Here is a 21,045-nt window from a genome sequence, read left to right on the forward strand (position 1 = left end):
TTAACCTAATGCACTTCCTTTCGAATCGGTAGCTAGTCGCATTTGCTGCTCGTACCGACGGCCACTGTATATAAAAATCACGACAAATAATGTGCTTGCCAACACGCGCAACCAAATCGATACATCATGCCACACTAACACCGTACCAATCACAACTAAGGCGGCACGCAAGATAAGGTTTAATTTACCTTCAAGATAACCTTCAATCGCTGCCACAAAGGCATAAGTACCCACAATAGCAAACAGGCCAGTGATTAACACGGTACCAATGTCCCAACTAACTAAGCCAGTATAAGCAATTAATAACGGCACTAGATACAGCCCTTTAGCTACTTTCCATGCCATTAGGCCCGTTCTCATTGGTGGTGTTTTCGCAATAGTAGCGGCCGCAAAAGCGGTTAAACAAACCGGCGGAGTCACATTACTGTCTTGAGATAGCCAGAAGATGATTAAGTGCGCAGCTAACAAAGCCAGCCCTACCGCTTCTATCCCTAAACTTTGCTCTAGTAATGTTTCCATAAAATCTGCTGGAACAACGGCGATCATTGCTCTGGCTTCTTCTATCGGCATCGGCGCGTTTAGTAAAGCGAGTTTATCAGGCGCCGCAAGCATGAAAATCGCTTTAGCTTGCTCTGGTAATTGCCCTGCCACCAGCATTTCTAAAAGCTGGTTTTCTGCGATCAATTTATACAATGCTGGCGCCGAAAGCGTTCCTAAAACGATGTAGGCCGCCGTTACCGGTAAGCCCATACCAAGCACCAACGAGGCTAACGCAATTAACACCAACATAATCAACAAATCGCCACCCGCCCATTCATTAATCATCAGCGAGAACGTATTACCAATACCCGTTGTACTGATCACATTGATCACCAAACCGATTCCAACGAGTAAAACGGCAGTTGTTGCCATGTTTTTTGCGCCTTGGGATAAGGCTTCAACAATCGCTTTAGGTCCCATTTTATGGTCTTTAGAAAACCAAGAAGCCACAACCACGGACACAATCGATAACCCCGCGGCATACGTTGGCGTAAAGCCTTGCACCAATAAACACACCAAAACGGCAAGCGGAATAAGGTTATGCCAACCGGATAGCAACACTTTCAATAAAGACTGATCCGACACGGTCACTTTTTGAACCCCACTGCGCTTTGCTTCAATACGAACAAAAAAGGCAACTGACAGAAAATAAATCAGAGCGGGCATAAAAGAGACGGCAATAATATCAACATACGGAATTTGAGTGTAAGAAGCCATAATGAACGCACCCGCGCCCATGACTGGAGGCATTAATTGCCCTCCGGTTGATGCAGCTGCTTCAACACCTGCAGCGAATCGCGATGGAAACCCCGCTTTTTTCATCAAGGGAATACTGATCACCCCGGTTGAAACGGTATTTGCCACACTTGAACCAGAAACTGACCCCATCAACCCAGAGCCAATAACCGCAATAAACCCAGGGCCGCCGATAATTTTTCCTGCTGCCGCTCTAGCGACATTGATAATGTAATCCCCAACACCAGATCGCACTAAAAACGCACCAAACAGGATAAACATGAAGACAAAACTCCAGCTAATGCGCGATATCGAACCAAACATTCCTTCAGATGAATAAAAGCTGCGATACAACAGGGTTTCTAGACTCAACCCCGGGAAATGGAATATTCCAGTGGCCCATTTCCCCCAAAGAACCACATAGCTTAAACACAGCACAATCAACACTGGGATAAACCAACCCATTGTTCGCCGAATTAGTTCAATAACTATCAAAATGGCAAGAATAGCGAAAACCCAATCACTGGTAACGAATTTAACCCCACGCTCGTACAAGGCATCTTCGGCGTAAGGGATGTATAACAAGCAGGCTAAAGCCGCGACAGCAATACCAACATCAAGTGTTAACGCAAGCTTACTGCGTTTTAATGAACGATGAGCCGGATACCACAATGCACATATAGCAGCGAAGCCCGCAAAGTGTGTAGCAGAGATCCAAAGCTCAGGTAACGTAGAAAAGGTATTAAACCAAATATGTAAAACTGACAGGATCACCCCGAATAATGTGATCAATCGTGCGACCCACGGAAACTCCGTACGGGTAGGTAGCTCAAACTTTTGCAGTTCGTGCTCAATAGAATCGCTCATCGAAAACTCCAACATCCATTTTTTATCATTGTTATTTCTGGCCCCGAATCCGAGGCCAGAAGAGCACCGGTTACATCAAAGCTTCAGGTATATTGATACCCATTTCTTTGTAGTAGCGAGCAGCTCCGGGATGAAGAGGAACAGGCAGTCCAGCAATGGCTTTCTCAATCGCCATCGCTTTAGTGGCTTTGTGAATGCCTTGCAAGAAAGGCAGATTTTCGTAGATGGCTTTCGTCAGCTGGTAAACATCTTCTTCAGAAATATCTTCTCGAACCGCAAGAAAGTTTGGTTGTGCTATCGTCGTAATGGGTTTATCAACACCCGGATAGGTATTGGCAGGGATAACGTACTTCGTCCACAACTGATAGTTACCATTGGCCTTTTTAATTTGCTCATCAGTGAATGACAATAACTGAATATCGCTCCCCAACGCAGCAAAAGCTTGTGTCACAGCGCCAACCGGAACGCCAGCGGGCGTATTCATACCATCAATAGTGCCATTTTGAAGCGCACTCGCACTGCCACCATACCCCATATACGCGAGTTTAAATTTGTCTGGATTGACGGACAGTTCTTTCATGATCTGGCGGCCAGAATTTTCAGTCCCTGAATTCTTTTTACCGATAGAAAACTTCTTGTTTTCTAGATTGTTGAGATCAGTCACCGTCCCCGTTTTTGCCAATTCTGCTCGTACAATAAAATGCTCGACGTTTTGCCATAGCATGGAAACCGAACGAAGTTTTTCCTGACGCCCCGTTTTACTGTAAGGGCCTTCACCAGACCAAGCCCACGCCCCATATAACCCTTGTAAAATCGCAAACTGCGCCTCATTTTCATTCAGCAGTTTTACGTTTTCACCAGATCCAGCAGAGCTGATAGCAGACAGAGAAAATTGATGTTTCGGTGTCAACTTCACCTTACTCAGTGTCGCTAATGCCACTCCTACAGGGTAATAGGTTCCGCCAGTTGATGCGGTCGCTAAGATGTAGCTGCGATCTTGCGCAGAAACACTCGTTGCTACTCCAAATGATGCCAATGCCACTGCTAAGGTTTTGACAAGTGTCTTGTACTTCATTGTTACTCTCCGTGTAATACGTTCACGTTAAGGAATTGTTAATCAAAACCTATAGAGCAAGCATAATGCCACATGATCTTTTTCATACATTTCATGTAGATAGGAAAAATAACGCTTTAAATCAGCAAAATTACGCCGATTTTCGCTTATCTCGATGAGCAAGATTTTGCTCATGTCACCACCATGATTGAGCTTATCCAACTCACATTTACTACATTTATGTGATCAATTTAAATCAAATGTTATTTTTATGTGTAAGCAAGTTCTTGCCGATCGTATTTCACTGGTCGATTAAACCTTGGTGTAATCGATACGGCTCAGACCCAATTTCTGCATCTTCTGATTCAGTGTCCTTCTCGGTAAATCCAGTTCATTCATCACATCCGTGATCTTACCTTGATGCCGCAACAACGCTTCATGAATCACCTTTCGTTCAAAGTTCAATAATTGGGTCGCTAAGGGCACACCAGCATGCGTATTTTCAACGGTACTATTTGGCCTTTGCGATAAGATCTCAACCACAGAAAGCGTGTCATCCAAAGCAAAGCGGATCGCAACATTTCTCAGCTCTCGCACATTACCCGGCCATGAATAAGCAAGGAGCGAACGAGCATCCGCATCACTGACTGAGCGAGTCTCAGGATTGGCTTGCAAAGCGAAATGCTCAAATAGGAGCAACGCATCATGATCCCGTTCACGCAACGGTGGGATATGAAGCTGCGCGACATTCAGGCGATAGTAGAGATCTTGACGAAATTCAGCGTGGTGCAACAAATCTTCTTTGGCTGCGGCAATTACCCTGATATCCACCGGAATCATTGTATTGGCACCAACGCGCTCTACCACATTCTCTTGTAGGCATCGAAGCACCTTTACCTGCATGTTTAATGGCATGCTTTCGACTTCATCAAAGAAAACCGTGCCTTTATTCGCATGTTCCAATTTACCGATGCGGCGCTTAACCGCTCCGGTAAAGGCTCCGGCTTCATGACCAAACAATTCACTTTCAAATAGGTTTTCTGGAATTGCGCCACAATTAAGAGGAACAAAGTGATGCTTGTGACGCTGACTCATCTCATGCAGTGCCGTTGCTACCAGCTCCTTGCCTGCCCCCGTCTCTCCATAAATAATAACGTTGGTATCTATCGTTGCTACGCGAGCAACCTGCTCACGTAGCTGTTTCATCACATCACTTTGACCAATCAAAAGTTGCTCGATACCTGATAGTGCTTGTAAATACTGCAAACGTTCGTCACAAGCGTTCTGATGTACATGTTGCTCTACCGCGCTTGCTACCGTTGTCGAAAGACGTTCTGGATTAAATGGCTTTTCGATAAAGTCATAAGCGCCTAATTGAAGCGCTTTGACCGCCATATCGACATCGCCATGCCCTGTGATCAAGATGACAGGCGCTATCACATCAGCATCACGTAGCTGGCTGAGCAAGTTGATACCGTCGATATCCGGTAATTTTACGTCCGAAATCACCGCTTGATGCACGCCATTTGGTAATGCCAACAGAGCATCAGTTGCATTGCTAAACACATCAACATGAAAGCCTGCTAATTCAAGCCATTGAGTCGTCGCTTGGCGAACAATATCGTCATCTTCAATTAATGCAATGAGAGGAGTGTGCTGTTTTTCCATAACGGTGTACCACTAATACCTATGCCCGCTAAGGTAGGCGAACCGCGCACAACAGAAAAGGAGCTGGATCTCACTTTTAGGTAACAATGCTTTAACAAGCATACTTGAACACGCAAGCTGTGCTGGCTATGTATAGGAGCCCATCATGTTGCGTAAGACGTTAATTGCCATCGCCGTGGCTATGTTTCTCTTTTTATCACAGTGGATAACAACGCAATTTGTCTACCAGTGGAAAGCAGAGCAAACATTGGAAGCCAAGCAGCAAGACTTACTCAACTATATTGGCGACGTGCGTCGGGCACTTAAGCGGTTCTATCACCTACCCTACCTGATCACAAACAGCTCAGGCACGTTGAGGTTGGTGACAGGAGAAACACAACTTAAGCCCACATTAACGCATGAGCTTACATTACTTGATCAAGCAGCTAACACCAAGGGATGGTATCTGCTATCCAATACTGGGCAAGTCTTGGTTTCAAGTAATAAAAACAAATCATTACCTCAAGCAGATATTCAGTCGATCGTAGATCAAATCCACCAGCAAGGAGAAGGCGTTACGCTCGTAAGCCGAACTCGCGGTAGCACACCTTTTTATTATCTTGCGGCCCCTGTTTATCACGATCTCGACATCGCGGGGATTGCCGTGGTTCAAATTAACCTCAGCTTGCTAACCGAACAGTGGCTCACCAGTGACGACCTTTTGTTCGTACAGAACCAACGGTTGGACTATTTCTTATCAACCTCGTCGCAATACCCTGTCAGTTGGCTCAACGACAATGCCGCAACTCTCAGCCTTACAGACCAAACCTTAAATAGTGGCACGCGAATAAAGCACTTCACACTAAGCCAACCTTATCTGGCTCAACAGGTAAAACTGGATGACCTTCAATGGCAACTCAGTTACCTCTCTCCTCTCGCACCCATCAGGCAGTTAGCAACCATTGCGGGTTGGAGTGTCGCATTGTTTAATTTATTGCTGATTTTATTGCTGATCATTATTTACCAGCGTCGTCAAAAGGCATTAGGCCAACTGCGGATTCAAAAGCTATTGCAAGAGTCGCAACAACGGCTGAATCAGATCATCAATAAAACCCAAGTGGGCTTGCTTTTATTGGACAACAACGGACGCTTGTTTGAAATCAATCCCATGGCGCAGCGACTGTTTTCATTGCCCGATAACCTTGCAAAACAGACTCCCGCTTGGCACTTGTTTGATGCCGGAAACCCAAATTCCACCACATTACAATTACTCAAAAACTTAAGCCGACATCGAGAGCTCGCCGAAATTACTGGGGTTGAAACGCTGGCCAAACGAAGTGACAGCAGCCTATTTCCTGTTCTTTTTTCGCTCACCTCTTTTGTCTGGCATGGTGAACCCTATTACTTAGCGACCGTCTTAGACATCAGTAAACGAAAAAAAGCCGAACAAGCTCTGCAACAGGCAAACCAAGCACTGGCCAAACGGGTAGAAATCCGCACAGAGCAGCTCAAGCAAGCACAACAAGAGCTTATTGAAAGCAGTAAGCTTGCTGCACTTGGCAGAATGTCGAGTGCCATCACGCATGAGCTGAACCAACCACTGACCGGACTTAAAACCTTGATTACCAACAACGAAGTCTTGATGGCGCGAGGAGAAAGCCAGCTATTACAAGATAATAACCGCCTAATACACCAGTTAATTGAACGTATGAACCGTATGACGACTCAACTGAAATCTTTCGCGTACAATAAGCCAGAATCATTGCATCCCGTCTCCTTAACCGATGCAATCGCCGAGACCCTTCGCATCTATCAAGCTGAATTAGCATCCATCGACGTTCATGTTCGGCTTGTAAGCCAATTGCCTAATGTTATGGGCGAAGAACAACGCATCCGTCAGGTACTTGGTAATCTGATAAAAAATGCAATCGACGCCCTTCATCAACAGACTCAGCCTCAGTTAGTCATTTCAGCCTGTCAGATAGACAAATGGATAGAAGTATCCATTACAGACAATGGTTGCGGTGCGGATGATAGCCAACTGGATCATATGTTTGAGCCCTTTATGACGAGCAAGAAAATCGGAGAAGGGTTGGGGCTAGGATTGTCCATCAGTGCCAATAATATTCGTGATATGCAAGGATTGATTGAGGTAAAACGCAATAAGTCGGCAGGTTTGATGTTTACATTTAGGCTACTTGCACAATAATCGGCAAAAAAAGGCAGCCATATTGGCTGCCAAACGAGACACTAACCCAAGGGTTAGCCTTGCTGAGTTACCCCATTTTGTCGTTTTCTACTTCAAAGACGCATAATAAGCGGCGATATTTGTCATATCTTCTTCTGTGAGAGGGGCAATCATTGCGCTCATTGTCGGATCTTGGCGAGATCCTTCTTTGAACGCTTTCATCTGTTTCACCATATAAGCCGCTTTTTGTCCTGCCAAGTTCGGATAGAGGTCTGTGGGCGAAATTCCATTCGCGCCGTGGCACGCAATGCAGGTAGCAGACTTCGCTTTCCCAGCCTCGATATCGCCTGCAATTGCACTACCCGATGCGGCACACAACAGAACAGCACTTGCCATCACCAAACCAAGCTCTTTCTTCATCATTGATACTCCATTTTTGTTCGATAAAGTAAGTGCGCCGGGGTCCCTACTCCCCGACGCATTACTGAGTTAAACGATATTACGAGGGGCAAATGAGAACGCTCGGAACTCATGCTTGTACTTGGATTCTCCTAACTTCTTAATGTTGGCAACCCCCATTTTGAAGTTGTAGTTCCCGGAGATTTGGTCCACCACCCGTGTTGTTAACGAATTAGATGGCTGACGCATATCGATCATATTGGCGTAAAGGGTACCTTTCTTCACCGCAGGCGTCACAATCGCAACTGCCGTAACCGCCGCTGTATCCAACTTAATATGGCCATTCTCCATCAGCTTACTGAACTGGAAGTCATCACCATGAACCCCGAGAATAGTGTCCTTAAAGTTAGCCACACGATCGGAGTACATCATGACTTGGTCACCCGACTCTATTCCGCGCTTTTTAGCGTCATCAGGGTGAATCTCAACCCAATTTTCTGGCCAGCGTTGAATGACGTACGCACGGCGCTCGACATCATCAAAACCGGATTGCCAGATCTCGTTGATACGGCCATTGGAGAACCAAAGCTCTTCTTCTTTTGGCTGAAGCCACGCATAGAAATCGCTAAACAAATCCCAAGGGTGTTTTTGCAGGTTCACTTTACCGGTTTGGCTGTTAAACGCAGTAAGCTGTTTCTTCAACACATTGGCCCCTTGAGGCCCATCGGTTAGCCCTTTCTCTGCTAGGGTTTCTGCCGTCATCTCCGTATCATGAAGACGTTTAGTTCCCACCAGCTGCTTGGTGTCGTAGTTATAGAATACAGGCCCTTGAATGCCATCCGTGCCGTACTCCAATAACTTTTCATGCAATGTTTTGCCTTCAGCATGAGCCGCAACTTTGATCATATGGAAATCTTTACGACTTCCCCGACTAAAGCGAGACGCTTCTTCTGCAACATCGTTTGAGTTATTCCAGTCGAAACCGTCATAGCCCATGCGCGTTGCAAGCTGACTGATGATCCACCAATCTGGCTGCGCTTGCCCGGGAGCATCAGCAAACTTTTGATACAGACGTAATCGGCGTTCACCGTTAGCTCGCATAAAGTCCACTTCACCCCAAGTTGCAGCCGGGAAAACAATATCGGCAAACTTGGCACCAATGGGGTCACGCAAGTAAATATCTTGATTGATCACCACCATGCCACCGGAGTCGGCACGCTTTTTCAAAGTGTCGATGATCTCTTGTTTGTCATAACTAAACACTTGATGCGGGTTAGCAACCGTCAGTTCCCAGAACTTCTTCTGTAACCCTTGGCTACCACACATGGCTTGAATCCATGTCGTGCCAATCACATGGGCAAAGCGTGTATGGCCTGAGTATAAGTAACGGTCAGTATCAATTGAGCGACGACGACGTCCCGGTACTTTCTCTGGGGATTTGTTACGCGGAAGCTTACCACCCGACTGACCACCACGTTGGTGACCACCGAATCGACCAATGACGCGCCCTTCACGTCCTCCAGTGCCAATCACTGTGGCTAGCGCCGAAATAGCATTGGTATTACCGGTGTTATTGGACCAATAAAATCCTTTTTCAATACCGATTGAAGCTTTCGGGCGCACGCCATCAACTGGTTTGGCTAACATTTCAGCCGCTTTGTAGATCTTATCGACATCAATGCCCGCCAGTTTGGCTGCATACTTAGGATCGTACTCTTTCTGTGCCAGATTCCATTTCTTATAGTCTTCAAAACCATTGGTCTGGAACTTGCCCCAAGTTGTTCGCCACTGCCAAGGCGTGTTACGCGTACCTTGACCAAAGCCTGAGCTGGACTCCCATTTGTTGTTAACCCAATTTTGCAGCCACTCGCTGTCTTCCCAACCTTTCTCCAAAATAACGCGAATGATTGCACCGACAACTAAATTATCCGAACCCGGATTCAGGTCGATATGCAAGCCACCTTGTTTCTTAAGCCAAGCGATACCTGCGGTTTCACGCGGATTAAGCATGATGGTTTTCATACCACGTTGTACCGCTGGCATGATGAACTGCGTAAAGATGATGGTTTTCGTCTCATACGGATCAGTACCACAAATCATCAGCGTATCGGCAGCGCCCCAATCGTCGTAGCTTGGCCCAAAGTTATCAAAGCCTGCATCTCGGAATCCGGGGGTAGACGTTACGTCCGAAGGTGTATCGTGGAACGTAAAGTTCGCCGTATTAACATGACGCAACGCGTATTTAGTGATCGCGTAAGTATTTTCAATATACTGGTATGAGAAGGTTTTTACCCCATAAGTATTGGCACCATGGGTATCAATCACATGCTTACCTACCTCTGCTGCAATATCGAGCGCAAACTCCCATGGCACGGGTTGTAAACTCCCCCCAATACGCACCAAGGGTTGCGTTAAACGGTCACGAGTTCCAGTTGATGGGTTGTAGAGTTTTTGTGCCAGCAACCCACCTCGCATCGAGGAGTCACCCGTTTTATTGACCGCTTGAGTATCTTTGTCCGGAACCACCACAATATTGTGCGGTTTGCCATTGTGCATCACCACATTGTGCTGAGCAGGAGCCACCCAAGCTTGAAGTGGCGCACTTGGGAAATTGACACCAAATGCGTTTTCACTCGCTTTCATACCACCGTTCGCTTGTTCAAGCGGCCAGCGGTAAACCTTGTAACCACACGCAACCACGCAGTAGTCACATGCCGTTGTCAGCACTTCTGCATTTTTGGGAGGCAGCGGCGCATGATCTTCAGGAATATAGAAGTTAGTCGTCATGATTACGCCTCCTGCATCGCAATTATGTTTTCAGTTCGGCCAAATAACAGCCCCATAATGCCCACGGCATATATTTCATCACCATCGAGTTCAAGCAGTACCTGCGGTAAGCTCTCATACGCTTGACCAGAAACGATAATGCCGTGTCTACGCATATCAAAAGTAGACAGGTGGAATGGACACTGACCCAACACCCGGTGTTCACCAACTACTTTATATTGACCATTGAGCGGACCGCCTTGGTGAGTACACATCAAAGAGAAGCCGACCACATCTTGTTTGGGGCCAATACCACCGCCTGCTGGAACATCCATTTTGACCAAAATGCCTTGGCTATTTGGTCCATCATCGGGGTAGTTGAAATACACAGGTTTATTGGCTTTAAGATCACTCAATTTGCCAAGTAACTTTCGTGGATAACCCACGACCCGAGCATTGGTGTGCATAGCTTGCGCTGTTCCGGGGAACAAGGTGATCGGCATAACGCTTGCCGCCCCAGCCGTCACCCCGCTGTACATCAAAAACTTACGACGTGACATCATGCATTTCCGATGTTCTGTAGCACTCTCTTTTTTATTCGCTTTATCTTTACCGAAAATCATTTCTTCACCTCCGCCAATTCTTCTTCACTGAACAAGCGCTGATATTCAGGCAGCTTCGGATAATCCATGGTGATGCGCTCTCCCGAGAAGGCGTCGATAAACGCCAGCAAGTCTTGTTTCTCTTCAGCCGTCAACCCAAGTGGCTGAATAAGGGGACTTTTAGTTTGTGGGAAGTCTGTGGTACGTCCATCTTTTGCAATACCGCCTCGGTCATAGAAATCCACTACATCGGCCAAGGTCGCAATGGTGCCATTGTGCATGTATGGCGCGGTGTACTTGGTATAACGGATACTTGGCGTACGGAATTTACCTTTCATCTCCTTGCGTTTGCCGCGGAAATACACCCCGGGATCCGCTTTAGTCTCACGATACATCTTTTCGTTAGAGCCCTTAGCGTAGAGTTCATAACGGAAAGTGATCTGAGCAAGTGGGTCGCTTTCCCAGCGTTTATTGGTTGGCACACCTATGTTGTAGTTCTTTTGATCAGACGCCAGCGCACCATTGTGACAAGCGATGCACTTTGCTTTGCCTTCAAATAAGGTTTTACCTCGTAACTGAACTTCTGTAAGGGCCGATTTATCCCCCATTAAGTAGTTATCCAGCGGTGTATCGGTTTGTACTAATGTGCGCTCAAACGCTGCAATGGCTTTCCATGCGTTGCTGACTTTCGGATAGTTGTCACCAAACACTTGATTAAAGCGTTCAACATAATCTGGCACCAATGCTAACCGTGCTTCCATGATGTCATCTTCGCCGTTACCCGCAACACCACCTTTCGCCGCACTTTTCGCTTGTCCTTCAAGAGACTTGGAAGAGCCGGCCCAGAATAGTTTCTGGTAGTAGGCGGAATTAATAATTGTCTGACTATTTCGCCAGTGCACCGTGCCCGGATAACCTAAAGACAAGTCCGCAGGGAAATCCCAACCTAGTGCAGGATTGTGACACGCAGAGCAAGGGGTTGTGGTATCACCACCTAAGCGGCCATCAAAGAAAAGCAATTTACCTAACTCAACTTTCTCCGGTGTTGTGGGGTTATCTTTTGGTGTTGGCACGTCACCAAGCGGTGCCAATGCCGGATAGCTTTTTCCATCCAGTTGCACTGCTGGCAGGCTGGCTGCAACTTGATCTGCCGTTAACGACTTATCGTCTTGTTTAGCGCAAGCTGGTAATGCGGTCAGAGATAAGGTCAGTGCCGTCATTGCAGACAAGGTGATTGAGTTCATTTTCATCTCGTCCTCCTCAGTTTTTCGCGTTGCGCCAATCGGAGATCAGCTTGTAGTCGTAATCGTTCGCCATCCACACGTGTTTCTCACTGGTCAGCGGCTCACTAGACAAAGATTTCAGGAAAGCCACCAGCTGCGCTTGCTCTTTATCGCTTAGGTTCAGTGGCTTAAGTTGAGCATCTTTATTACTATCTTGCCCGCCACCAGCGTTATAAAACGCAACCACATCTTCAAGCGTCGCTAACATACCGTTGTGCATGTAAGGTGCTGTCTGGTTAAGCTCTCGCAATGTTGGCGTCATGAACTTACCCATGTCGGCTCCATCTGCCTTGTGCGTCTGAACGTGTGCACCGACGTCACGTTTAAGGTTCATGTAATTCTCATTTCCCATAAACATGTTGAAGGCAATAAAAGTCTGATGACGCATTGGATCGCGGAAAATATCTAGGTTTTCAGGAACACCCGTGTTGTATGGCTTACCATCAGTAAATAACGGACCATTATGACAAGAGGCACACCCCGCTTTGCCCTTGAATAAAGCAAAACCTTTTTTAGCCTCTGAACTGAGTTTGTTGTTATCAAAAGGTGTTGGGTTTGAAGTGAGTGTTTTCAGATACTCAGGAATGGCTTTGCGCACGGAACCATTTGATGGTTCACCATAACCGGCATCTTTGAACATTTTCACATAGACTGGATCTTGCTTAAGACGCTCTTGCATCAATCGCATGTCCATATTCATCAACCAATCTTCCGTAATATTTTCACGCGTTACATCGTTAAGATTGGTCCCGATTCTTCCATCGTGGAACCACACTTTTTTGTAGGCTGTATTGATTAAAGTCGGTACATTTCGAAAACCTTTACTGCCCGTGTAAGCAGGTGACAAGGCTTCCGGATAAGAATATCCATTCTCGGGTTTATGACACGACGCGCAAGACAATGCGGTATTGCCAGAGAGTCGAGTATCAAAGAACAGGCGTTTTCCTAATTCTGCTTTTGCAGCATCAACTTTCAATTTCGGTAGAGGGCCAAACTTCGGCTCTCCCTGACTCCAAACTGAAAATGACACCGTTACGGTAGCAGCAAGGATCAGCATTTTTTTCATTGTTATGCTCCTTAGCTTCCAGCTAGTTGCTGCGCCATTCCAGTGTGTTATGTGCGCAGCGTTTTTATATTCGCCACTGCTGGTTGAGCATAAACCGTTCCAATTTTCTCCATTAAATTTTATTGTTTATAATCAAGCAATTAAGGACAATTTGAATCCGATCACATCGTGTTTTTTTGAACGATTCGTTTAATTCACTCACACATAAGTGAACATATCGTTCAATCACTTCACGGCTTGCGTGCACCATCCATAAACCAAATTGTGTAACCAACTGTTTTTAAGAGCTTTTTAACGGATAAACATTCAGGCATAAAACCTGCTAAACACCTTGTAAGCAAAAGAGAGAAAAGGATGTGGGCATGGACAAAACCATCACAAATCGAGGTGAGAATTTAGAAGCCGCGAAACAGTCAGCGCAACAATTATTGATCGAGTTACTCCAACAAGGAGATGAAGCACAGCGCTGCTATGCGGCTGGCGTAGTAGCAGCAAACAAGATTAGCGCGACGGAGCCAGCTCTGAACGACTGTTTGTATCACCCCGACCCTGATGTCGTCATCGATGCGGCATCAGCACTTGCTCAGCTTCAAGGCGGTAACGTTGATTCACTGTGTGAAGTGGTGAAATATCACCCTGAAAGCGATGCTCGCATTGGCGCACTTCATGCTTTATCTCATCACTTAACGCTCAACCCTGTAGACAAATTGGTCCAGCAAATCGCTCAAGGACGGCTTGCGGATGATAAATGGGGACTAAGCAGTGATTGGGACGATTGGTGGGATCTTCAGTTCGAAGCGGTCAGTATATTGGTTGAGCACCCAAGTCCTGCTTACCTCAAACTGTTTCAGGAAGTGCTTGAACAAGATCCAGAGCCCGAACTAGAAAGCATATTATATCGAGGCATCGCTAAACTTGATGCCAGTTGGATTACTGAGCGCCTTCTCACAGCGCCGCTCACAGCAAGGCGCAAATTGCTTAAAGCCCTCAAATTTAGTGAAACTCAACTCGCAAAAGCATTTTTGTACAAACACCTCACGGATGACGACCCACTCTGTCGGCGCATTGCCATCGAGGCACTCACGAGCAAACATGCTAGCGAATATTTTTGGGACATAGCCAAACGCCTTCAAGATACGGATGAGCAGGTGCAAAAAGCAGCCATAACCGGATTAGAACAACTGTCTGGGTATGACGAAATCGACAAAAGCCGATTATTAAACTACTTGAAAGCGGCGGCACCCGCCGCTCGAACACAACTGATTCAGTTGATGCACCAACAAAGTCTGGAAGAACAAGATTACCCGCTGATCATCGATATGCTTTGTGCCAATGAACCAAATGCTTTTGTGGCGTTTTTACAACAAGCTAATCCTGCTTTGCTCTCTTCCGCTCAGCAGCAACAACTTGTCTCCATTGCGGTTGAGTTACTTGAGAATGACCAACTCGGAACCCACATACAAGCACCGCTTATACGTGCGTTAATTTCGTTAAACTCGCATATTGATGCTCTGTTGCCAGCACTTGAACAGCGGATTTTACGCTGCAAAGAGAACAACGATGTACCTTTCTACGATACTTCGATTCGGCAAGCGTGCTTTGATCTAATAAGCCAGCTCTCACATCCAAACTGCCAGCACTTGATCAGAACCGCCATTTTTGGCCTGAGTGCTTACCCTGACACCATAGAAGTCAATGAAGCCGAAAAGGAAAACGAGCAAAACGAAGCGTTATTAGAAGCGTTGGCACAACACGATGTTCCCGCCCAATACCAAACTGAAAATACACCGTCTTCGACCATAGCGGCGATCACTCAAACCAATTTAGAAGCCAAATTAAATGTCCAACACCAACAAGACGATCAACAAACCAATATCGTTGATATGGTGAATGAACTTGATGACGAACTGGCGTCATTTGGTCAGATGGTCAAAGAGCACTTTGATAGTGCAGACAACCTCAATTTAAATCGTAAGAAAATAGCCCGACTACCAGAATACGACAATAAAGTTCTCGCATTGCGTGCTTTAGGGCAAGCCTCTAATCCACAAGCGGTTGAGTGGTTAATTGAGGCCTTGTTAGGTGCCAATGACAGCGAGCTGCGTGAAATATTCCAATCCCTGACACATCAAAAGAAAGCACTTAACCCATCCAACCAAATTCATAATGCAATCGGCGCAGCAGCAACCACTATTTTCGGTGGTCACCCATTAACTCAGCAACATGCGTTGAAGTACCTCGCTTGTGTTCCAACATCCAAAGCCCTTCCGCTGCTACTCGAAGCGCTAAAAAGCTCAGATGAGCACGTTCGGCTTAGCGCTCTATTTACTGTGGAACAGCACCTTTCTAAATTGACGCTGCAATATAAGCCTGTTGTTAAAACCGCTATCTCAGTGCTACTAGATGACCCTGCGGGTGGCGTCCGTAAACAGGCGCTCAAACTCAGTTGTTTACTCAGAGAACCCGATGAAAGCATTGAGTCGGTCATACTTCTTCCGATACACGATCAAGAATGTCACACCATCGCTTTTCAGCACTTTAAAATGTTTCAAGCGCATGCCCTAAATTGGCTTACGCAACACTTGAATTCACTATCGCCAGAGCAACAACCCAATGGGATTAAACTGATGGGCGCATTAATGACTTAGTTCAACGTAAGTGCTAGCTCCCATTCGTAACAAGGAATGCCCGTAAAAACGCGGGCATTCACACAAAAACATCAACCGTTAAAGACGCTTCTACACAACTTTTTTACCCTATAACTAACGCTCAATTTTTTTAAGGTCTTCATGAGAAACATCCAACATAAGCCGACCAAGAAAGCCTTCTTCTCTGAATGGCTTCTCTGGGCTATTCCGGGATACCTTGTTCTGGGGATCTGGATGAACCTACATTATCTGCTGAGCGTGGATAACGACAAACAGTATGCGCTCCACAACGAGCGGGTCATTGTTGGGCTAATTGAAGAGATGTTAGGGGAAACCTTAATTCGCATGTCTGCCGATGCAAAAAACCTTAGTTACGTTGCCAGCAATACTCTTTCTTCTCAAGTTGCCCCTTATGCCTCATTAAAAGCCTACTTTGTTCAGCTTAGTGTGAATAATCACAGTTATGATCAAATTCGCTTTCTCGACACTCAAGGTTTCGAACGGTTACGGGTCAACAATAACAATGGCGAAATCTCAGTCGTCCCAAGCGCTAAACTGCAAAATAAAGCTCACCGCTATTACTGGCAGTATTCAAACCGATTAAGTAAAGGAGAAGTTTATATCTCCCCCCTCGATCTCAACGTTGAAGAAGGTGAAATACAAAAACCAATTAAACCAACCATTCGAGTAGGAACTCCGGTTTTTGACGACCAAGGAAAACGACTCGGCGTGATCATTCTGAACTACAAAGGCAATCAGCTCATCAACAAACTTATTGCTGTCGCGCCAGAGTTCACTAACCACGTTTACCTCTACAACCCGGACGGTATCGCCGTCATTCATCCAACCGATGCCCAAGGCAGTAACTTTGCGGTTTCAAAAGACAAAAATATGCCAGAGGACGTGTTTGACTGGATAATTTCGCAAAAAGAAGGGCAACGCTTTTTAGGCATCAACTATTATACTTTTGCCCAAATTGAAGCACCTAATAGCGGCAACTGGACCGTTGTTTCGGTGTTTCCTATCGAGCGCTTTAACCTTTCACGTATTGCATTTCACAGTAACTACAGCTTGTTCTATTGTCTGCTGTTTGTCTTAGTCAGTGTGGCGGCCTTTATTTTCAGCCGCTATCGCGTACAAACTCGCTTTCTCCACCAGCAACAGCGTTATGAGCAGCAGTTTCGTCATACACTTGAGAATATCCAGTTAGCTGCGGTGAGCATCAACCGAGAAGGCATCATTACTTTCTGCAATGACTTTTTCTTGAGTATGGTGGGCTATCGCTCAGAGCAAGTTATTGGCCACCCTTGGGTCGAACGATTTATTCCCAAAGAATTACAAGTTCAAGCTCAAGAAGCCTTAGATGAAGCCATTCGCCAACAAACCCATCAGCCGCATAGTGAAAGTGTGGTGCTAAGCCAAACAGGGGAAATCCACTTAGTTTCTTGGACATCCACCTTTACGGAATCAAACGACCAAGAAGTTTCCCTAACACTGCTTGGAGAAGATGTGACCGAACAGAAGATGGCGCAAGATCAGCTTCAACGCTTAAGCCACGCCGTTGAACGAAGCCAGAACTCCGTGATGATCACTGACCTAACTGGACGCATTGTGTATGTTAATCCGGTGTTTTGTGAGCTTACCGGATATCAACGTGAAGACGTTTTAGGGCAAACACCACGGTTTCTACAATCGGGAGAAATGGACAGTTCTGAGTACCAAAATTTGTGGCAAACCCTTGAGGAAGGACAAGAGTGGCGTGGCGAGTTTCATAACCGCAAAAAGAGCGGTGAACTCTTCTGGGAACGTGCGCGTATTTCCCCTGTAAAAGACGTCGATGGTCGAACGCTGTATTACGTAGCGGTGAAACAGGACATCAGCGAAGAAAAGAGACTCGCACAAGAAGTTGAAACACAAACGCGCGAACGTATCCATCATGAAAAACTGGCCGCCGTTGGTAAAGTCGTCAGTATGATTGCGCATGATCTGCGTAACCCACTCAGCTCGATAAAAATGGTGCTGCAGCTCCAAGCCAGAACGCAAAAAAATGAGATGTTTGATATCTCCCTTGAGCAGGTGCGCTATATGGAAGCCATCTTAGAAGAGCTGCTGGCTTACTCTCGCCCAGATCAATGCAAACCAGAGTGGATAGATTTAAACAAGCTGCTTGAAACACTCGCCGCCAGTCAACAAAAGCTTAGTAAACAAAACAACGTTAATATTACCTTGAGCCTACAACCTAATTTACCCACGCTTTACGCCGACCCAACTAAACTGCGTCAAGCGTTGCAAAACCTGCTGCTCAATGCCATGCAAGCAGCACAACAAGCGACAACAGAGCCACCACAAGTGGTGATCTGTTCAAATATCATGATCACAGATTCCGAGACTCAACTGCTGATAGATATTGAAAATAACGGCCACTCCATTGATCCTTGTCTTGTAGACAAAGTATTCGAACCTTTCTTTACCACTAAAGCGAAAGGCACAGGATTAGGGCTGGCGATTGTGCAGCGTATCATTGATGCTCACAAAGGGCAGATTAAACTGATACCTTTACCTCAAGGGACACAGGCACGGATACGCATTCCCGCCTCCCCTTCAAATACAACAACCCTGCCGGCAACGGCTAATACGTAATACAGGAAGTCTTTGACCATGAGTAAGCTGTTAATTGTCGATGACGACACTGGAATTAGCCGAATGTTACAGCTGCACTATTCCGAGCAGCACGACGTTAAAACCGCTCACTGCGTTGATGATGGTGTGTCCATTGCGCGAGATTTCTGCCCGGATGTGATCATCTTAGATATACGCATGGAAGGAAAATCTGGCATCGAAGGAATTGCAGAATTCAAAGCCATTTCATCGAGCGTTCGCATTATTATGATCACCGCCTTCCATGATATGGATAGCACCATTACGGCAATGCAAAAAGGCGCGGATGAGTACATCCACAAACCCATTGATATTGATGAATTGGATCAGGCCGTTGCCACCGCCATAGAGTATCGCGCTTCTACGCATCAAGACGCCCTTACAATTCCAGACACGTATGGTCATTCGATGGTAGGTTCTTCCCATGCAATGAAAGAGATATACAAAACCATCGGCCGTGTTGCCCTTACGAATGCTTCCGTCATGATCACTGGTGAGTCTGGTACAGGTAAAGAAATGGTCGCTCGGGCTATTCATAACGCTGGACGTCCCTCTGGCTCCCCTTTCGTAGCACTTAACTGTGCTGCACTGGTAGAAAACCTACTGGAGTCAGAGATGTTCGGGCATAAAAAAGGGGCATTTACTGGGGCTATCTCCGAACAAGCAGGTAAATTTGAGCTGGCCAATCAAGGCACACTGTTTCTTGATGAAGTAGGTGAACTCTCGCCTCAAATCCAAGCCAAGTTGCTAAGGGTACTGCAAGAGAAAGAATTTACGCCACTTGGCGGCAAACAGCCCGTACGTACCTCTGCACGCATTATTTCCGCAACGAACATCGATTTTGAACAAGCCATCAATGATAAACGGTTCAGAGAAGATCTGTTCTATCGCTTACAAGTTGTCAAAATACATATCCCGCCATTGAGAGAACGCCCTGAAGATTTACATGATTTGATCCCTGCCCTGCTCGCTCGTGCGAACAAAGAACTTGGAACAAAAGTGACCAAAGTAGCACTAGATGCAATGGATACCCTCTGTCGTTATCCTTGGCCCGGGAACGTACGTGAGTTGGAAAATACGCTGACAAAAGCCGTTGCATTGTGCCCGGGAGATATCCTCACAGCGGATCTATTTGAGGAACTCAAAACGGATTTAATCACTCAAGAAGACAGCAATACCTCAGCCAATCTAAGCTTGCAAGATATCGAGTACCACCATGTTCTCAAGGTATTAGAGTCCGTCAACGGTCATAAAGGAAAAGCTTGTGAAATCCTCAAGATCAGCCGCCCTCGACTGCAACGAATCCTTGAAAAAAGTGAACCTTGACTAGGATCTGTTGATCTTTCGCGGTTAAATTTTGTTCGAACTCTATGCCTTTTAATCGCAACGCAAGGTGTGACGCCTAGTCATTCTAAGCAAATACCTTACAACAAAGAGTAAAAGGCATAGAAACGAACCCTTTGGGCAGCATTTGGAGACGTTGCGGCATTCCAATTTATTTACATCTTCTTACATACAAACCATTTACCTTTGAGTTGACTCCAATGTTTATAATCCAATTATGAAAACCGATTGGGTGATAACAAGTCCATAAGGAGCAGTCTCATGAGTCACGTCCATGCACACAATGAAAATACGAGCACAGCCAAGTTAATTGGTGCCGTGTTCATTAATGTTTTACTCACCATTGTTCAAGTGGTTGCGGGGGTTTTATCAGGTAGCCTATCTTTGCTGGCCGATGCCTTGCACAACTTAAGCGATGCAGGAGCCATCGTCGTCGCAATTATTGCCAAAGTGATCGGCAACAAACCTGCCAATAAGAAAATGCCTTATGGGTACAAACGAGCAGAAATGATCGGTGTATTAATCAACAGTTCCACGTTGATCATTGTCGGCATCTACCTTGTTGTTGAAGCTATAAATAAATACTTTAACCCAACACCCATTAATGGGTGGATCGTATTTGGCGTCGCTGGATTTGCGTTAGTTATCGATATCATTACCGCTTACATCACCTACACCTCTGGGGCAAAAGAGAGCATGAACATCAAAGCGGCGTTCATTCATAATGTCTCAGATGCTTTGGCATCGCTTGTCGTGATTGCCGCTGGGTTACTCATCGTTTTTTATCAGCTCTATATTGTTGATATTATTGCGACATTACTTATCTCGATTTACGTCATTTATCATGGTTTAGTCTTATTGCGTGACAGTGTTCGAGTGTTGATGCAAGCCGCACCAAAACACATCGATATTGATGACGTGATCAACACCATATCTGAGCAAAATGATGTTGAACGTGTAGACAGTGTGAGGGTGTGGCAATCAAACGAACACAATAACTACTTAGATGCGAAAATCGTCATCTCCAACCTTGAATTTGACCTTGTCCGAACTGAAGTCAAACAAGCACTTCACTACAAATACGGCATAGAAGATAGTGTTATTGAACTCGTTCATGTGGATTCAACAAGCTAACCCAACCAATCTAAATAGCAATGTCTTACATGGCATTGCTGTTTTCATAAATTAAAAAGGAGATTACATTTTTGCTCATCATTTCTCTATGACAGCTAGACTTTATAAACACGC

The 21,045-nt window shown here is 45.8% G+C and carries 13 protein-coding genes; 5 read left to right on the forward strand and 8 right to left on the reverse strand.

What is annotated here, in order from left to right; translation table 11 throughout:
• The 3 genes from ACQEXU_RS03910 to ACQEXU_RS03920 all read right to left on the reverse strand — a co-directional run bounded on the left by ACQEXU_RS03910 (position 1) and on the right by ACQEXU_RS03920 (position 4,864).
• Positions 1 to 2,142 carry a TRAP transporter permease gene (locus ACQEXU_RS03910; RefSeq protein ID WP_427009762.1) on the reverse strand — a complete coding sequence of 714 codons (2,142 nt, stop codon included), beginning with the start codon at positions 2,140 to 2,142 and terminating at the stop codon, positions 1 to 3.
• Between the two features lie 70 nt (positions 2,143 to 2,212).
• Positions 2,213 to 3,217, reverse strand: a complete 1,005-nt coding sequence (locus ACQEXU_RS03915) for a TAXI family TRAP transporter solute-binding subunit (protein WP_427009763.1) — start codon at positions 3,215 to 3,217, stop codon at positions 2,213 to 2,215.
• A gap of 291 nt (positions 3,218 to 3,508) precedes the next feature.
• Positions 3,509 to 4,864, reverse strand: a complete 1,356-nt coding sequence (locus ACQEXU_RS03920) for a sigma-54-dependent transcriptional regulator (protein ID WP_427009764.1) — start codon at positions 4,862 to 4,864, stop codon at positions 3,509 to 3,511.
• A 145-nt stretch (positions 4,865 to 5,009) separates the two neighbouring features.
• On the opposite strand from ACQEXU_RS03920, the gene ACQEXU_RS03925 reads away from it, so the two are divergent.
• Entirely contained in the window at positions 5,010 to 7,052 is a 2,043-nt protein-coding gene (locus ACQEXU_RS03925; protein WP_427009765.1) for a sensor histidine kinase, read from the forward strand.
• A gap of 87 nt (positions 7,053 to 7,139) precedes the next feature.
• On the opposite strand, the gene ACQEXU_RS03930 is transcribed toward ACQEXU_RS03925, so the two are convergent.
• The 5 genes from ACQEXU_RS03930 to ACQEXU_RS03950 form a co-directional block, all read right to left on the reverse strand.
• Complete coding sequence (locus tag ACQEXU_RS03930; protein ID WP_374144841.1) at positions 7,140 to 7,454, reverse strand: c-type cytochrome; 315 nt, start codon at positions 7,452 to 7,454, stop codon at positions 7,140 to 7,142.
• A 66-nt stretch (positions 7,455 to 7,520) separates the two neighbouring features.
• A complete protein-coding gene (locus ACQEXU_RS03935; RefSeq protein WP_427009766.1) occupies positions 7,521 to 10,217 on the reverse strand; it encodes a molybdopterin-dependent oxidoreductase in 2,697 nt (898 codons plus the stop codon).
• A 2-nt stretch (positions 10,218 to 10,219) separates the two neighbouring features.
• The gene (locus tag ACQEXU_RS03940; protein WP_427009767.1) at positions 10,220 to 10,819 is read right to left on the reverse strand and encodes an arsenate reductase (azurin) small subunit; all 600 of its coding nucleotides are present in this window, start codon (positions 10,817 to 10,819) and stop codon (positions 10,220 to 10,222) included.
• Positions 10,816 to 12,048, reverse strand: coding sequence for a cytochrome-c peroxidase (locus ACQEXU_RS03945; protein ID WP_427009768.1), 1,233 nt, complete (start codon positions 12,046 to 12,048; stop codon positions 10,816 to 10,818). The genes ACQEXU_RS03940 and ACQEXU_RS03945 overlap by 4 nt, the downstream gene beginning before the upstream one ends.
• 10 nt (positions 12,049 to 12,058) lie before the next feature.
• Positions 12,059 to 13,147 (reverse strand): cytochrome-c peroxidase, encoded by a 1,089-nt coding sequence (locus ACQEXU_RS03950; protein WP_427009769.1) that lies wholly within the window; start codon positions 13,145 to 13,147, stop codon positions 12,059 to 12,061.
• 362 nt (positions 13,148 to 13,509) lie between these two features.
• Here ACQEXU_RS03950 and ACQEXU_RS03955 point away from each other — a divergent pair, with 362 nt between their 5' ends.
• The 4 genes from ACQEXU_RS03955 to ACQEXU_RS03970 all read left to right on the forward strand — a co-directional run bounded on the left by ACQEXU_RS03955 (position 13,510) and on the right by ACQEXU_RS03970 (position 20,931).
• On the forward strand, positions 13,510 to 15,795 hold the full coding sequence (locus tag ACQEXU_RS03955) for a HEAT repeat domain-containing protein (RefSeq protein WP_427009770.1): 2,286 nt from the start codon (positions 13,510 to 13,512) through the stop codon (positions 15,793 to 15,795).
• A 141-nt stretch (positions 15,796 to 15,936) separates the two neighbouring features.
• Positions 15,937 to 18,435: a PAS domain S-box protein gene (locus tag ACQEXU_RS03960; RefSeq protein ID WP_427009771.1), complete on the forward strand. Its 2,499-nt coding sequence runs from the start codon at positions 15,937 to 15,939 to the stop codon at positions 18,433 to 18,435.
• A gap of 18 nt (positions 18,436 to 18,453) precedes the next feature.
• Positions 18,454 to 19,779, forward strand: a complete 1,326-nt coding sequence (locus ACQEXU_RS03965; RefSeq protein ID WP_427009772.1) for a sigma-54-dependent transcriptional regulator — start codon at positions 18,454 to 18,456, stop codon at positions 19,777 to 19,779.
• A gap of 279 nt (positions 19,780 to 20,058) precedes the next feature.
• Positions 20,059 to 20,931, forward strand: coding sequence for a cation diffusion facilitator family transporter (locus ACQEXU_RS03970; RefSeq protein WP_427009773.1), 873 nt, complete (start codon positions 20,059 to 20,061; stop codon positions 20,929 to 20,931).
• Positions 20,932 to 21,045 lie beyond the last annotated feature (114 nt).

Source organism: Vibrio sp. TRT 21S02, assembly GCF_050113675.1.
Classification (GTDB): Bacteria; Pseudomonadota; Gammaproteobacteria; order Enterobacterales; family Vibrionaceae; genus Vibrio.

Bases quoted from the DNA above. Each gene is read 5' to 3' on its own strand.
- ACQEXU_RS03910 (WP_427009762.1), bottom strand. From the start codon at position 2,142: ATGAGCGATTCTATTGAGCACGAACTGCAAAAGTTTGAGCTACCTACC.
- ACQEXU_RS03915 (WP_427009763.1), bottom strand. From the start codon at position 3,217: ATGAAGTACAAGACACTTGTCAAAACCTTAGCAGTGGCATTGGCATCA.
- ACQEXU_RS03920 (WP_427009764.1), bottom strand. From the start codon at position 4,864: ATGGAAAAACAGCACACTCCTCTCATTGCATTAATTGAAGATGACGAT.
- ACQEXU_RS03925 (WP_427009765.1), top strand. From the start codon at position 5,010: ATGTTGCGTAAGACGTTAATTGCCATCGCCGTGGCTATGTTTCTCTTT.
- ACQEXU_RS03930 (WP_374144841.1), bottom strand. From the start codon at position 7,454: ATGATGAAGAAAGAGCTTGGTTTGGTGATGGCAAGTGCTGTTCTGTTG.
- ACQEXU_RS03935 (WP_427009766.1), bottom strand. From the start codon at position 10,217: ATGACGACTAACTTCTATATTCCTGAAGATCATGCGCCGCTGCCTCCC.
- ACQEXU_RS03940 (WP_427009767.1), bottom strand. From the start codon at position 10,819: ATGATTTTCGGTAAAGATAAAGCGAATAAAAAAGAGAGTGCTACAGAA.
- ACQEXU_RS03945 (WP_427009768.1), bottom strand. From the start codon at position 12,048: ATGAAAATGAACTCAATCACCTTGTCTGCAATGACGGCACTGACCTTA.
- ACQEXU_RS03950 (WP_427009769.1), bottom strand. From the start codon at position 13,147: ATGAAAAAAATGCTGATCCTTGCTGCTACCGTAACGGTGTCATTTTCA.
- ACQEXU_RS03955 (WP_427009770.1), top strand. From the start codon at position 13,510: ATGGACAAAACCATCACAAATCGAGGTGAGAATTTAGAAGCCGCGAAA.
- ACQEXU_RS03960 (WP_427009771.1), top strand. From the start codon at position 15,937: ATGAGAAACATCCAACATAAGCCGACCAAGAAAGCCTTCTTCTCTGAA.
- ACQEXU_RS03965 (WP_427009772.1), top strand. From the start codon at position 18,454: ATGAGTAAGCTGTTAATTGTCGATGACGACACTGGAATTAGCCGAATG.
- ACQEXU_RS03970 (WP_427009773.1), top strand. From the start codon at position 20,059: ATGAGTCACGTCCATGCACACAATGAAAATACGAGCACAGCCAAGTTA.